8 protein-coding genes and 1 pseudogene are annotated in these 14667 nt (G+C 61.2%); 5 read left to right on the top strand and 4 right to left on the bottom strand.

Going from position 1 to position 14667, the window contains the following annotated elements:
- Both ACN0X6_RS00045 and ACN0X6_RS00040 read right to left on the bottom strand, forming a co-directional pair.
- Entirely contained in the window at positions 1-5496 is a 5496-nt protein-coding gene (locus tag ACN0X6_RS00045) for an AAA family ATPase (RefSeq protein WP_417701089.1), read from the bottom strand.
- Between the two features lie 77 nt (positions 5497-5573).
- On the bottom strand, positions 5574-6236 hold the full coding sequence (locus ACN0X6_RS00040) for a response regulator transcription factor (protein WP_075046806.1): 663 nt from the start codon (positions 6234-6236) through the stop codon (positions 5574-5576).
- A gap of 282 nt (positions 6237-6518) precedes the next feature.
- Between ACN0X6_RS00040 and ACN0X6_RS00035 the strand changes: the two genes are divergently transcribed.
- The gene (locus ACN0X6_RS00035; RefSeq protein WP_075046807.1) at positions 6519-7532 is read left to right on the top strand and encodes a GlxA family transcriptional regulator; all 1014 of its coding nucleotides are present in this window, start codon (positions 6519-6521) and stop codon (positions 7530-7532) included.
- A gap of 11 nt (positions 7533-7543) precedes the next feature.
- On the opposite strand, the pseudogene ACN0X6_RS00030 reads toward ACN0X6_RS00035, so the two are convergent.
- Positions 7544-8414 (bottom strand): annotated as a pseudogene (locus ACN0X6_RS00030) (LysR substrate-binding domain-containing protein).
- Positions 8415-8745: 331 nt separating this feature from the next.
- Here ACN0X6_RS00030 and ACN0X6_RS00025 point away from each other — a divergent pair.
- The 4 genes from ACN0X6_RS00025 (at position 8746) to ACN0X6_RS00010 (ending at position 13330) form a co-directional block, all read left to right on the top strand.
- Complete coding sequence (locus ACN0X6_RS00025) at positions 8746-9135, top strand: response regulator transcription factor (RefSeq protein ID WP_033993267.1); 390 nt, start codon at positions 8746-8748, stop codon at positions 9133-9135.
- Between the two features lie 234 nt (positions 9136-9369).
- On the top strand, positions 9370-10572 hold the full coding sequence (locus ACN0X6_RS00020; protein ID WP_417701087.1) for an NAD(P)/FAD-dependent oxidoreductase: 1203 nt from the start codon (positions 9370-9372) through the stop codon (positions 10570-10572).
- Between the two features lie 77 nt (positions 10573-10649).
- Entirely contained in the window at positions 10650-11573 is a 924-nt protein-coding gene (locus ACN0X6_RS00015; protein ID WP_417701085.1) for an MBL fold metallo-hydrolase, read from the top strand.
- Positions 11574-11887: 314 nt separating this feature from the next.
- Complete coding sequence (locus ACN0X6_RS00010) at positions 11888-13330, top strand: catalase (RefSeq protein WP_417701083.1); 1443 nt, start codon at positions 11888-11890, stop codon at positions 13328-13330.
- Positions 13331-13534: 204 nt separating this feature from the next.
- On the opposite strand, the gene ACN0X6_RS00005 is transcribed toward ACN0X6_RS00010, so the two are convergent.
- Complete coding sequence (locus ACN0X6_RS00005; RefSeq protein WP_417701082.1) at positions 13535-14191, bottom strand: DUF6988 family protein; 657 nt, start codon at positions 14189-14191, stop codon at positions 13535-13537.
- Positions 14192-14667: the final 476 nt, after the last annotated feature.

Below are 14667 nucleotides of genomic sequence, written 5' to 3'. Positions count from 1 at the left end.
TCAGCCGCCTGTCGCCGGATGCGTCGGCAGGGTGAACTGCACCACCGCGCCCCGGGGCTGGTTGGCGCTGGCCCAAAGACGGCCGCCATGGCTGTCGATGATCGAACGGCAGATCGACAGGCCCATGCCCATGCCGGTGGCCTTGGTGGTATAGAACGGTGCGAAGAGCAGGTCGGCATTGCCCTCGGCGAAGCCCGGCCCGCTATCGCCCACTCTCACCCGCACGTCCGCCGCCTCGCGCTCGGTACGAACTAGCAGGTGGCGCTCACCTGCAGGCACACCGCCCATGGCCTCCAGGGCATTGATGATCAGGTTGAGCATTACTTGCTGCAGCTCGACCCGGTCGCCCTCCACCTCCGGCAGGCCATCGGCGAGTTCAACGCGCACTACGGCGCCTGATTTGGCGGCCTCGCCGCGGGTGAATTCGATCATCTCGCGCAGCGCCGCGTTGACGTCCACGGGCTGTTTCTGCGGCGGGGTCTTGCGGATCAGCTGACGGATGCGCCCCAGCACTTCAGCGGCTCGATTGGCGTCTTTGATGATGCGCATTAGCACCTGGCTGACTTCGCCGAGCTCTGGCGGCTGCGCTCCTAGCCAGCGCAAGGCGGCATTGGCGTTGGTCACGGTAGCGGCAATCGGCTGGTTCACCTCGTGGGCGATGGACGCCGCCAGTTGCCCCATGGTCGCCACGCGGTTGGCATGGGCCAGCTCCGTCTGGACTTCGCGATAGCGGCGCTCACCCTCACGTACCCTTTCCTCTGCCTGCTTGCGCTCGGTGAGGTCGAGCACAAAGGCTACGCCCTCCTGCAGGCTGGCCTCGAAGGCGGCTAGACCGACGATCACCGGAACGCGGCTGCCGTCCTTGCGGATGTATTCCTTCTCGAAGGGTTGCGCGCGTCCGGTACGAATGGCCGTGGCAAGGTGCGCCCGGCTGAGTGCCAGTGACTCCGGTGGAGTTATGTCGTGCCAGCGCACGCGGCCCGAAAGCAGGTCGTCGCGCTCGTAGCCGACCATGCGCAGGAAGGCGTCGTTGGCTTCGGCTATCTCGCCACCCGCACTCCAGACGATGATGCCGATGATGTTGGCGTCTACCAGTCGGCGAATCTTCGCCTCGCGCTCGGCGGCATCGCGGTACAGACGCGCGTTCTCCAGCGAGATTGCAGCCTGTGAGGCCAGCAGCCGCAACACGGCGATCCGCGCCGGACTGAACACGTCGGCCGAGAGATTATTCTCCAGGTACAGCGCGCCGGTAAGCTTGGCCTGGTTCATCAGTGGCATGCAGAGGATCGAACGTGCGCCTTGCTGGCGGACATAGGAATCGGTGGTGAACCCCGGATCGGCCATTGCGTCTTCCAGGCACAGGCTCTCGCCAGTGCGCAGCACTTGGTAGAGCACAGTTTCGGCCAGCGCGGCTGCACTGATCGGTTCGTTGCCCAACAACATCGCTCCATCGCCGACAGTCGCCTGCGCCGCAATACGCGGCTCGCCTGCTTCGGCGAGGACCAGCACGCCGCGTTCGGCGCCGGCCTGTTCGATGGCCGTGCGCATCACCATGTCGATCAGTTTCTCCAGGACGATCTCCCCCGAAGCGGCCTGGGACACCTTGAGCACGGTAGCGAGGTCCAGATGCTCCACCGGGGTGGCGATGGTCGCGGTTGGACTGTGCACGGGCTCCTCGTTGCGCAGGTAGCGATGCCGCCCCTCAAGTTGACGCACCTTGCCGTCGGCACCCCAGCGCAGGTAGCCGTAGCGAGCGTCCTGCAGGTAGACGCGGGCAATCTTGGCCAGGCCGCGTGCGCAGTAAAAGCGCCCCGCCAGCTCGTTGGCCAGCGCCTCAATCTGCACGAAGCTATGGTCCTGCGCCTCGCGGATGGCCTCTTCGTAAAGCAGCTCCGCGTCGACCAGCCGCCCGTCGACCCGGGCGATTTCTGCGCCCACCAGCGCCACCCGACAAGCGAAGGATTCGGCGCACTGCCGGGCCCATTCCTGCAACTGCACGTGATGGCCGACCAACTCCTGCAGAAGGCCGGGCTGCTCGCCGGCATCGATGGAGTCGAAAGTGGCTGCCAGGGTCAGCGCAGCGTGGAAGTGATACTCGGCCTCCTCCGTGAAGGATTCCACCACCCATAGCAGCGCCTTCGCCCGCGCCACGCAGTGCATGGCCGCGGCGTGATCTCCCGCCATGCAGCGCGCCTGCAGCTTGCGTATCCAGTACTTGGCCGCTGCCAGCGTTAGGCCCGGCGTGCTGTCCAGGTGCGCTTCGAAACGCGCCTCGTCGAACAGTTCATCGTCGAAACAGCCGAAAGTCGAGGTCCGCCCGCGCAGCGTGCGAATCAGCGCCAGCTGCGTGCTGATGAAATCCACCACTAGGCCGAAGCGCACCTTCTGCGCATAGGCCAGGCCCTGCTCGGCCTCTTCATGCACCTGCGCCAGCGGCTCGCCGAGGAACAGCACATCGGCGATATGGCCGTTGCCGGCATAGGCGGCGTACGCCAGGTCGCCGACGCGGTTGGCCGCGACGAAAGCCCGGCGCAGCAGTTCCCGGCACTCGCGCACGGGGCGCATCCAGCGCGCCACGAACATCGAGAAGCACAGGTAGGTTCGTGCTTCATGGCGATTCAGGCCGCGCCGGTCGACCAGCTCACAGCCCAGGCGACCGAAGCGGTAACCGGCTTCGTAGTCACCGAAGCGGCGGCCGGCGACGCGCCCGACATTTGCATAGAGCATGCAGGAGGCGTCGCAGTTGCCTCGCTCCAGGCTCAGGCTGACGGCCTTGCAGATGGTCAGGCTGGCCAGGTTAGCGTCGCTCTGCAGGGCCGGGGCAAAAAGCTTGCCGAGGGCATCGAGGGTCGCCAGGGAGGCGGCATCCTCCATCAGCGGCAGGTCGATCAGCTGTTCGATGCTGCGTTCGCCCAGCGCCGTCCAGATCTGCTGGTACTCCTCGCGCACCTGCTCGTCGTCCGGGTGCGCCGACCAGTGGATGCCGACCGCCTGCAGGTAGGCCAGGCACACAGCCACGGCCCTGTCGCTGCAGTCCTGCAGCAGGCACACGTCCATCTGCAAACAGGCCACCGCCGCCTGCTGCACCGTGGTGGCGGCGCGTGTCGTCAGCGCGGTGAGGCGCTCGTCGGCCTGCACCAACTGGCCAGTGAGGAATTCGCACTCGGCGCGGTTCAGCTCCAGGGCAAAACACAGGTCGTGGCGGCGCTCCCAGCAATCGCCGTCGAGCAGTTCCGCACCGACCCCCAGGTAAGCCAATGCCGAGCCGTAGGCGCTGGAGGCCTTGGCACGCTGCCCGGCCATCAAGTTGTACTCGGCCAGCTGTTCACGCTCGGCGCGGTCCTCGATCAGTCGGGCGCCGCGATTGAGTTGGCCGACGATCTCGAAGATCGCCTCTTCGCGCCGCTCCACCGGCGTATGTTCGGCCAGCAGGCGACCGATGCGCAGGTGAGCCTCCGCACGGGCGGCCTCGGCGATCAGCGAGTACGCCGCCTCGTGGATACGGTCATGGGCGAACGCGCACGCTCCCTCCAGGCGCTCCACCAGTTCCTGACGCACCGCCGACCAGAGTATCGAGTGGACCTTCGCCGGCGGCAGGTCGAGCACGGTCGCCAGGGTGTCGATCTGCGCCATGTTCCCCAGGCAGGCTAATTGCTGCAGGGCCTGGCGGGTTTCCAGCGGCAAGCGGGCCAGCTTACCGACCATAAGGTCGACAACGTTGTCGGTGTAGCCCTTGGCGTGTATGCGTTCCGGTTCCCAACGCCAGCGACGGGCTGCGTGGTCGTAGGTCAGCAGCTCCTCCTCGGCCAGCGCCTGGAGGAACTGGATAACGAAGAATGGGTTACCGGCGGTCTTGTCCTGCACTAGCCGCGCCAGTGCCACGATACTCGGCGGTGGGCAGCGCAGAGCCTCGGCGATCAGTTGCTCTATATGCGCGCGAGCCAGTGGCGCAAGACGGATCTCATTGATGCGCACGCCAGCTTGGCGGATGGATTGCAGCTTACGTTTCAGCGGATGGCTGGCATCGACCTCGTTATCGCGGTAAGCGCCCACCAGCATCAGGTGGCGCAGCTCCGAATGGGTCAGCAGGTCTTCCAGCAGGTCGAGGGTCGCTGCATCCAGCCATTGCAGGTCATCGAGGAACAGCGCGAGCGGGTGATCGGCTCGGGCGAAAACACCGATGAAACGACGGAACACCAGCAAGAATCGGTGCTGCGCTTGCTGTGGCTCCAGTTCGGACACCGGTGGCTGTTCGCCGATGATTAGCCGCAGCTCGGGAATCAGGTCAGTAATAAGCCGAGCATTGGGCTCCAGTGCCTCCAGCAGTGCACTGCGCCAGCCTTCCAGTACCTCGCCGCTCTTGCCCAGCAGCGTGCGCACCAGCCCTTGGAAGGCCTGTACCAGCGTTGAGTAGGGAATGTTGCGCTTGTACTGGTCGAACTTTCCGGAAGCGAACAATCCGCGCGGCGGCACCAGTACCTTGTGCAGTTCGTTGACCACTGAAGACTTGCCTATCCCGGAATAGCCCGACACCAGCACCAACTCGGGATTGCTGCTGGCGACGATGCGTGCGAAGGCCTCAACCAGTACCTCGACCTCACGCTCGCGGCCATAGAGTTTCTCGGCGATGAGCAGCCGGTCAGGCGTGCCCTGTTCGTCCAGGGTGAATGGCACAATGCGCCCTTTCTGCTGCCAGTCATCCAGGCACCGGCGCAGGTCGTGTTCGACCCCCGCGGCGCTCTGGTAGCGCTCCTCGGCGGTCTTAGCCAGCAACTTGAGTACGATCTGCGAGAGCATCGGCGGTATGTTGGCGACCCGCTCGCCAGGCGACGGCGGCTTACGTGCAATATGGCAGTGCACCCACTCCATTGGGTCGCTGGCGGTGAACGGTAGCGAGCCGGTGAGCATCTGATACAGGACCACGCCGAAGGCATAGAGATCGCTGCGCGAGTCGACGGAACGGTTCATCCGCCCGGTCTGTTCTGGTGCCATGTAGGCTAGGGTGCCGGCGATTGTCTCCGGTGGTTCTGGCGCCTGCCGCTCTCGCGGCAATCGCGAGGCCAGGCCGAAGCCTGTCAGGCGTGCCTGGCCATCGGCGCAGTTGACCTGGATGTGGTTGGGCTTGAGGTCCTTATGCACTAGGCCGCACTGATGCAGGTGGCGTAGCGCCACCGCGATCTCCACGGCCAGACGCAAGCAGGTTTCGGTTCCCAAGGGCTGGCGCAGCAAACATGACAACGGCTCGCCGCCGGGATCATCGAGCAACAGGCGGGTTTTCCCGCCTTCGTGGTATAGCGCCTGTGGGCACAGAGCCCAGGCACTTTGCAGCTCGTCGCGCAGGCTGTACTCGTGAGCCAACCGTTCGAGCGTGACGGGCAATGGATGTTCGGCAGCAGGTCGTACCATCAGCACACTGATGTCACCGCCACTGCCATAACTAGCACGGCAAAAAACCCGCTCACCGTCATCCCACAGGATCTTCTGTTTGCTGGCCATCGGCTAGGCAACCTCAGGAGGGTTCTGCTGCCCCCGAGGGGTGGTCAGCGAATATTCTGCAAAAGGCCCGACGGTGTTTAGGTCGTCCGCTGCAAAGGCTCGACGCCCAGCGCTTCGGCCATGCGCACCAGATCGGTCACCGAGCGCGCGGCCAGCTTCTTCATCACTTGGCCACGGTGTACCTTCACGGTTACTTCGCTGAGATTAAGCTCGGCAGCGATCTGCTTGTTCATCAACCCCGCGACGACAAAGCGCAGCACTTCACGCTCCCGCAGAGTCAGCGCTTCAAAGGCCTGGCGCAGCGCCGCGCCGGACTGCTCGGCCTGCAACCGCGCACCATCGCGAGCCAGGGCGCTGGCAACCGCATCGAGCATGTCCTGGTCACGGAAAGGCTTGGCGAGGAAATCTACGGCGCCGGCCTTCATCGCCTTGACAGTCATCGCGATATCGCCGTGTCCGGTCATGAACACGATGGGCATGCGAACACCGCTCTTCTCCATCTGCTCCTGGAACGCCAGGCCGCTTTCCCCTCGCAAGCGCACATCGAGGACCAAGCAGCCGGGGACATCACGACGAGCGCAGACAAGAAATGCCTGGGTAGAATCGAAGGTCTGCACCTGGAGACCAATAGAGCGCAACAGACCATCGAGGGCGAGGCGCATGGACTCATCGTCATCGACCACATAAACCACCGGTTCCTTCGAACCTTGCGGTGGGTTGGAATGCGACCACGAGCTCATCTTGCCTCCTTGTGGGACCGCGAAATACGCGATGTGCAGGTCAAAATATCTAGTCCATGAAGGGGCCCGCGGCAAAACACCAGCCCAATGGTCATATGGGCCGGGTCGGCTCCTTCGGAACATTGTCCATAGGACGCGCTATGACGATGCTAAGAGCAATGCTAGCCTGGCGAAGCGAAGCGTCGCCAGGCCAGAAATCCCTGAATATCGGCCACACGTTACGGCCCCTGAAGCACTTACATTCCTGCTATTTTGTCAGCACCTCGAACAGGCAGACCTCAGATGGCAAGCACCTTCGCCCCTGTTTATCCCTTTCCCGCGACCACACCGATAACTGTCGTCTTCGTCGCATACTCGCAGATGGGCTTGCTCGACCTCAGTGGTGCACAGACCGTGTTCTGGGCCGCCAGCAAGGCCCTGGCGCAGCGCGGCCTGCCCGGTTACCAGCTATCGACGGCGAGCTTGCGCGGCGGGTTGGTGAGTACCGTTGAGGGATTAGCGGTTGATACCAGCGTCCTGGGTGAACTTGACCTCGCCGCCGTCGACACTCTGATCGTCCCCGGCGCCCCGGACATCTGCGAGACCCTCGACGACCATGGTGAGCTGGCGACATGGTTAAGGGACTCGGCGCCCGGCGTGCGCCGGATAGCTTCTGTGTGCAGCGGCGCCTTCCTGCTGGCCAAAGCTGGACTGCTCGACGGCTGCCGCGCCGCAACCCACTGGGCCATGTGCGACATGCTGCAGCAGCGCTTTCCCGCCTTGGAAGTGGACGCCGACGCGATCTTCATCCAGCAGGGCGCAGTATGGACCTCGGCGGGCGTCACCGCCGGCATCGACCTGGCACTGGCGCTGGTGGAGGCCGACTGCGGCCGCGATATCAGCATGCAAGCGGCGCGTGAACTGGTGGTGTACCTCAAGCGCCCTGGCGGGCAGGCGCAGTACAGCACATTGCTGCAGTTGCAGACCCAAGATAGCCCGGCCTTCGACGAGCTGCATCTGTGGCTGACGGAGAACCTGAGCGATCCGGAACTGACAGTGGAACGCCTCGCCGAGCAGGCGAAGATGAGCCTGCGCAACTTCTCCCGCGTGTACAAAGATCGTACCGGGCGCACACCGGCCAAGGCCATCGAGCTGTTCCGTTTGGAGGCGGCGAAGCGCCTGTTAGAAAATTCCTCGCGCAACATCGAGCAGATCGCCCGAGTCTGCGGATTCGCCGACGAGGAACGACTGCGCAGCACCTTCCAGCGTCACCTGTCGATCTCCCCGCGCGACTACCGCAACCGCTTCACCCGCTGAGCCTTATTCAGTTAGGCAACCGTCAGCGCCCCTGAACGCTCCGGCTGTTGTTCCCAGTGGCGAGCGAAGCAAGAGCGTAACCAGCGTTCGCGCGGGTCGGTATGACTGTTGCCACGCCATGCATCGCCTTAGCTACGTAGTCGGGCACGATGGCAAGCATGTCGTTATCAGCTAGCAGTGCTGGCAAAGCGCTGAACTGCGGGACCGCCAGCACCAATCGGCGCTGCCGGTCATGACGGGCCAGCGCACGGTCGACCTCGTCGGTCACCTTGCCCAGCGCGGACACGGTCACATGGGGTCGCCGACAGAATTCATCGAGGCTCACCGGGCTAGAGGCCGAATCGGCACGCAGCAGCATGGGTTGCACCGAGCGAAGGCTACGGCATGGGCGCTGGCCGGCAGTTCCTGCGCCTGAGCGATTCCCAAGGAGATATCGCCAGCAACGAGAAGCTTTGGTAGTTGCCACGGGTCCACTACTCGGCGGACCACCAGCGTAATGTTAGGTGCCTCAGCGTGCACCTGCTGCATCAACCGAGACAGCAGAGCGTATTCAACTTCGTCGCAAAACCCGACATGGAAAGTCTCCTCGCTAGTGCGTGGATCGAACTACCGTGCGCAACTCAGAGCCAAGGCGATACCTTCCAGAGCTGGCCCCAGACGTACATGAATTTCTTATGCCCGTGAGGTGGGTTCCATCACGGGCCCCGTGCGACTGAACTGTGGGTCGCTGAACATTGTGCGTAAACGGCCCGGCGCACTACTGATAGTGGGCTGGCAAAGAAATGGTTTCTCTCCAGCCCTAGTAACATTGCGCTTTCGCATCATGGTTTCAAAGACAACTAGCAAGCTGATGTCTGTATGTCGAAGGTCATTTCCGTTCATCTCGTTCGCCCGCCTGATTAAGTAGGACTCGAACAGCCCATCGCTGCGGCTCTTTGACTTATCAGGGCCTGCGATACGCTTACGGCCTATCCAGACGAACCCCCATGAGTATACTGCACATGGTTAAAGCGCAAATACTCAATGGATGGATCAAATCTATACCTAAGTACTGCCAATATCCATCTCACACGAACACAATTAAAATCAAATTATGGGGCAAGCGAATGATACCTACGTCTTGCTAACCTATACTCAGGTATAATACTTCTCTGACCTGCTCCATGGCGTATCTTGAAAGTACGGCGAACACCGCACATTAGTGCTTCCTAGGATGCAACAGTCACTCATGCAAAATAAGGCTGTCATTGCAGTTGTCGACGACGATGAGTCCCTTCGTACCGCATTAGAAGGTCTGCTTCGCGCCACTGGCTACCTGCCGCGCACTTATGATGGAGCTCGTGTCTTCCTGGACTCCGACGGGCCTACCCTGGCCGATTGCCTGATCTCTGACATTCAGATGCCTGGCATGTGTGGGATCGAATTTTATAAAGAACTTCGCGCGCGCGGGGTGAATACACCTGTGATCTTCATCACTGCCTACCCCGGAGAAAGGCCGCGCATCACTGCAGATATGCCTGGTGTTATAGCCTGTCTACCAAAGCCATTTGAAGCAGAACAATTACTGGACTGCATCGAAAGCGCTCTGCGCCAGAGCCTCTGAACCCCTTAACAATCTCTTCTTCGATACTTTCGTATAACCCTCTTCAACGGATGCGTAATTTCCGTACACCGATGTAGAAGTGCACCAGCAAAAACTCGCCCCTAGCATGGACTCACAGCGGACGGCCGACTGGAAAGCATCTACTCAAACTGAGTTCCGCAAACCACTAAGCATCCCGCCGAACTTGAAGAAGTACTTTCAAGGTTATTCATCCATTCGAGTAAGGAGAACATGATGAAACAGCAACTTCTGGTTATTGGCGCTGGATTCGGTGGACTTTGGAGCGCTCTGAGCGCCGCCCGCCTGCTGGACATGCACGGCCGCAACGATGTTGAGATCACCCTGTTGGCGCCGCAAGCCGAACTGCGCATTCGTCCGCGCTTCTACGAGCCCGATGTGCACAGAATGTTCGCGCCGCTGAATGAGCTTTTTGACGCGGTTGGCGTACGTTTCGTCAAAGGCACCGCTGAGCGCATCAACGAGCATACCCGCAAGGTCGGCTACCGCGACGAAGCAGGCCGCTCCGGAGAACTGAGCTACGATCGCCTGGTGCTTGCCAGTGGCAGCCAGTTGTCTCGTCCACCGGTGCCAGGCTTGAAAGAGCATGCCTTCGATGTTGACGAGATCGAATCGGCGGCACACTTGGAAAACCATCTGTTCTCGCTACGTAATCAGCCGGCTAGCCCCGCACGTAATACCGTCGTGATCGCCGGCGGCGGCTTTACCGGTATAGAGACCGCCACCGAGATGCCAGCTCGCTTGCGTTCGGTGCTGGGTGAGAACCAAGACGTGCGGGTGGTTATCGTCGACCGCGGCGAACGTATCGGCGCAGTGATGGGCGACGGCATCCGCCCATCGATCATTGAGGCGTCCGATAGCCTGGGTATCGAGTGGATTACTGGCGCCACAGTTTCTGAGGTGGATGCCAATGGTGTAACCCTCGCAGACGGTCGCCACATCGAGAGTAATACGGTGATTTGGACTGTGGGCTTCCGCGCCAGCCCGCTAACCGAGCAGCTAAACGCCGAGCGAGACGGTCAGGGACGCCTGCACGTCGATGGTAACCTCAAGGTCCGTGGCCTAGAACACGTCTTCGCTGCTGGCGACGTGGCCTATGCCGCCACCGATGACATCGGCAACTTTGCAGCGATGTCCTGCCAACATGCTATCAGTCTCGGACGTCATGCCGGCAACAACGCCGCCGCCGACCTGATCGGCGTTACACCGACGCAGTACCGCCAACCCAAGTACGTCACCTGCCTCGACCTCGGCGCGTGGGGCGCCGTGTATACCGAAGGCTGGGACCGTCAGCTGAAGCTGGTGAAGGCCGAAGCCAAAGAGCTTAAGACGCAGATTAACACCGTTTGGATCTACCCGCCCGCCGCTGACCGCGCTACTGCCCTGGCCGCCGCTGACCCGCTGATACCAGTGGCATAAATACGCTAGCTGCGCCCCCTGTGACGCGGGGCCTCAACTCATTTGATGAACTCCCTAAGAGCAACAGGAGAACGACCATGACTACGCATCTGAACACTTTTGCCCAAACCGAAGGGTTCGTACCGACACAAGAATTGGTGCCCTCGCGCTATGCCCTGCAACTGGGCGAAATCGAAGTTATGGTGGTTAGCGATGGTGTATTGCCGCTGCCTACCGAAACGATGTCTACCAACGCCGACCCGGCCGAACGCACTGCATGGTTCAAGGAAATGTACCTAGGCCCAGATATGTTCGACTGGGCGCTAAATGTGCTGGTGGTACGCAGCGGTGAGCAGACCATTCTGGTCGATGCGGGACTGGGCAATCAGTTTCCAGGTTTCCCACGTGCGGGACAGTTTCCCAAACGCCTGAAGGATGCAGGCATTGAACTCGCATCGATCACCGATATTGTGATCACCCATATGCATATGGACCATATTGGCGGTCTGCTCGTCGACTCAGTACGAAACAGCCTGAGTCCCAACGTGCGCATTCATGTCACGGCCACCGAAGTCAATTTCTGGAAAATCCCCGACTTTACCCTGACTGAAATGCCGCAACCGGTGCCTGACGTGCTGCGTCGGACTGCCAACGAGTTCATGGCCCACTATCAAAATCGTCTGCACATCTTCGAAGACGAGTACGAGGTTGCTCCGGGTGTGACCGCGAAACTCACCGGCGGCCACACTCCCGGACATTGCATCGTATACGTCAACTCCGGCGGCGAACGTCTTACTTTCGCGGGCGACGCTCTGTTCCCTGTGGCTTTTGACCATCCGGAATGGCACAACGGCTTCGAGCATGATCCAGAAGAGTCAGTTCACGTCAGAGTGCGCCTGCTGCAGGAAGCGGCGGCGAGCGGCGAGATATTCGTTGCCACTCACCTGCCATTCCCTTCGGTTGGACGTGTGGCTGTGGATGGCAATGCGTTCCGCTGGATCGCGGCTTACTGGAACTATTGATTGGTCGAAGTCAGGCCTCCGTCCTGCACCACCTCATACGAAGGCCTAGTGCGGAGGCCCGCCATGGGCTAACGACCGTTTCTAGTCTGCGGCTAGCGGTCGTATCTGAGGGGCAGCTAACGGCAACACCTGCATCGAAGCCATGTCGCGCTTCGCGGCCGAGTTCGGTTACCACGTAATCTGCTGCGCGATGTCACCGCGGCCTTCACCGAGAAGGCCTTGCACGCATCTCATGAAATCAACGAGCGACCTTTAGCCACGCCATTGTCACCCCCACCGAGCTGCTCGGTGAACTGGTTTGAGGAGAAACCGTGATGTCGAAAAACAAACTGACCAACGCCGTCGGCGCGCCCGTCGTCGACAACAACAATACCCAGACCGCCGGCCCGCGCGGCCCGGCTCTGCTGCAGGATGTGTGGCTCCTGGAGAAACTCGCCCACTTCGACCGCGAGGTGATCCCCGAGCGGCGCATGCACGCCAAGGGCTCCGGCGCCTACGGCACCTTCACCGTTACCCATGACATCAGCCGCTACACCCGCGCCGCGCTGTTCTCGCAGATCGGCAAGCAGACCGAGATCTTCGTGCGCTTCTCCACCGTGGCCGGCGAGCGCGGTGCGGCGGATGCCGAGCGCGATATCCGCGGCTTCGCCATCAAGTTCTACACCGAGCAAGGCAACTGGGACCTAGTGGGGAACAACACCCCGGTGTTCTTCCTGCGCGACCCGCTGAAGTTCCCCGACCTCAACCATGCGGTGAAACGCGACCCGCGTACCGGCATGCGCAGCGCGCAGAACAACTGGGACTTCTGGACCAACCTGCCGGAGGCGCTGCACCAAGTCACCATCGTCATGAGCGACCGTGGCGTGCCCGACGGCTACCGCCATATGCACGGCTTCGGCAGCCACACCTTCAGCTTCATCAACGCGGCCAACCAGCGGCACTGGGTCAAGTTCACCTGGAAGACCCAGCAGGGCATCCGCAACCTCAGCGACGCCGAGGCCGGGCAAGTGGTGGCCGGTGACCGCGAGAGCAGTCAGCGCGACCTCTACGACAACATCGAGCAGGGCAACTTCCCGCGCTGGACCTTCTACGTACAGGTGATGCCGGAACAAGATGCCGCTACCTACGACATCAATCCCTTCGACCTGACCAAGGTGTGGCCGCACAAGGACTACCCGCTGATCGAGGTCGGTGTGCTGGAGCTCAACCGCAACCCGGAGAACGTCTTCGCCGAGGTCGAACAGGCCGCCTTCAACCCAGCCAACGTGGTGCCCGGCATCGGCTTCTCGCCGGACAAGATGCTCCAGGGACGGCTGTTCTCCTACGGCGACGCGCAGCGCTACCGGCTCGGCGTCAACCACACGCACATCCCGGTCAACACGCCGCGCTGCCCGTTCCACAGCTACCACCGCGACGGCCAGATGCGCGTCGACGGAAACCAGGGCGCGCGCCTGGCCTACGAGCCCAACAGCTTCGGCGAATGGGCCGAGCAGCCGGAGTACGCCGAGCCGCCGCTGAGCCTGGGAGGCGCCGCCGACCACTGGAACCACCGCGTCGACGACGATTACTACTCGCAGCCGCGTGCCCTGTTCCAGCTGATGTCGCCGGCTCAGCAGCAGGCTTTGTTCGACAACACTGCGCGGGCCATCCGTGGCGCCAGCCAGGAAGTCATCGAGCGGCACATCGGCAACTGCAGCAAGGCCGATCCCGCATATGGGGCCGGTGTCGCAGCAGCCATCGAACGCCTCGGTCTGTAATCAGCAACTTCTTTGCTTGAGGTGGCCCTTACGAGCCCCTCATGCTTCTTTACTCTCTCTAAGCGCTTAGAGGAACCGCCAATTGAAGGGCTGCTTTTGACTGTGGATTAACCCGGTAGCCACCTTCACCGATGGAGCTGCTTCTGGCCGGTGTCTGCTGCTTCCCTCTGGCGGTTGCGACTTGAAAACTGACAATTCTGACCGTCAATGAGCCGGCTCGGTCGTCCGCTTGTATGGTGGGATAACTGGGGGGAAGCAGTCTTGGAACTCCGTGTAGATGCCTGACATCGTTCCTGCCTCAGGCGGTACACCACTCAGGATCAGAAGCAAATTGCCTGCTATTCCGAGCAGACCGTTCGAGTGTTTGATCTCTGCTAAGACCAGTTCTGGCGGAAACCCCCTTCCGTGACGATTAACTGCATGGATGCCTCCATGCACGTAGGAGCTCAACGGCCTCCAGGAGTAATGCTTAAACTCCTTCAGCTGAGCTACCGGAGCGTGCGGTGCTTGGACCTCAATATCTTCCAACATTTGGCTGAGCATAGGGATCCTGCTTGCCTGCTTTGCCGTCTCATGTGTGATCTCAGCAAGCATCAAGTCCGCCTGGCCATCCTTGGCTACATATAGCACCCAAAGTGCGCGAACTAGTGATTCGTACTGTACTCGCAGCAACGCAGCAGCAGAGGTGTATAGCCCCGCTGCTACCAGATGTTTAAGGCTCCGGGCATGCTCAAATCCCAGACTTGCCAGAGCTTGGGTTGCCTGAAGGCGACTGGAAGCATTGACCAAGGGCAGCGCGAAAAAGCCGGAAAGCCGGTCCTCAAGCATGGCCGACCGAGCCAGTAATTCATCGAAGTGCATACAGATGCCCTAGAGAAGAGAGAAGCTTCATATCGCAAAGGATTTTATCGGTGCTGGGCAATGGCCGCATCTAGCCGGTTCCTGCCTGAAGGGACTGGCTCGAAGCGGCCGGAAGCTGCGTTTTGCGTGTAGCTGGTTAGAGTCTACTGTGAGCGGCTCCGTATGGCGTCTCATTTCGGCCAAGAGCAATCGTTCAAAGCATCTCTGAAGGCCGGGCGCTGCACTAGCCTTGCAGCGATAGCAGCACCTCTACGAAGATTTTCTGCCGAATCCTGGAATGGACACCCATGCAATCAAATGACCACAAACATCCAGATGCTGTGCTGGATCCCGCGCAACTTTGTAGTGGTCTACTGATTCCGGACACCGATTTAGGCGAAAATCCTCGCCGTGAAAGAGGTGTCTGATGAGCAAGCAACGACGTACATTTTCCGCCGAGTTCAAACGAGAGGCCGCTGGTCTGGTGCTCGATCAGG

This window comes from Pseudomonas sp., from assembly GCF_048269965.1.
GTDB lineage: Bacteria > Pseudomonadota > Gammaproteobacteria > Pseudomonadales > Pseudomonadaceae > Aquipseudomonas.
The sequence above is the reverse complement of the archived record's forward strand: the minus strand, read 5'-3'. Positions and strand labels throughout refer to the sequence as shown.

Excerpts from the sequence above, each read along its gene's own strand:
- ACN0X6_RS00010 (WP_417701083.1), top strand. The coding sequence starts at position 11,888 with ATGTCGAAAAACAAACTGACCAACGCCGTCGGCGCGCCCGTCGTCGAC.
- ACN0X6_RS00040 (WP_075046806.1), bottom strand. The coding sequence starts at position 6,236 with ATGAGCTCGTGGTCGCATTCCAACCCACCGCAAGGTTCGAAGGAACCG.
- ACN0X6_RS00025 (WP_033993267.1), top strand. The coding sequence starts at position 8,746 with ATGCAACAGTCACTCATGCAAAATAAGGCTGTCATTGCAGTTGTCGAC.
- ACN0X6_RS00020 (WP_417701087.1), top strand. The coding sequence starts at position 9,370 with ATGAAACAGCAACTTCTGGTTATTGGCGCTGGATTCGGTGGACTTTGG.
- ACN0X6_RS00035 (WP_075046807.1), top strand. The coding sequence starts at position 6,519 with ATGGCAAGCACCTTCGCCCCTGTTTATCCCTTTCCCGCGACCACACCG.
- ACN0X6_RS00005 (WP_417701082.1), bottom strand. The coding sequence starts at position 14,191 with ATGCACTTCGATGAATTACTGGCTCGGTCGGCCATGCTTGAGGACCGG.
- ACN0X6_RS00045 (WP_417701089.1), bottom strand. The coding sequence starts at position 5,496 with ATGGCCAGCAAACAGAAGATCCTGTGGGATGACGGTGAGCGGGTTTTT.
- ACN0X6_RS00015 (WP_417701085.1), top strand. The coding sequence starts at position 10,650 with ATGACTACGCATCTGAACACTTTTGCCCAAACCGAAGGGTTCGTACCG.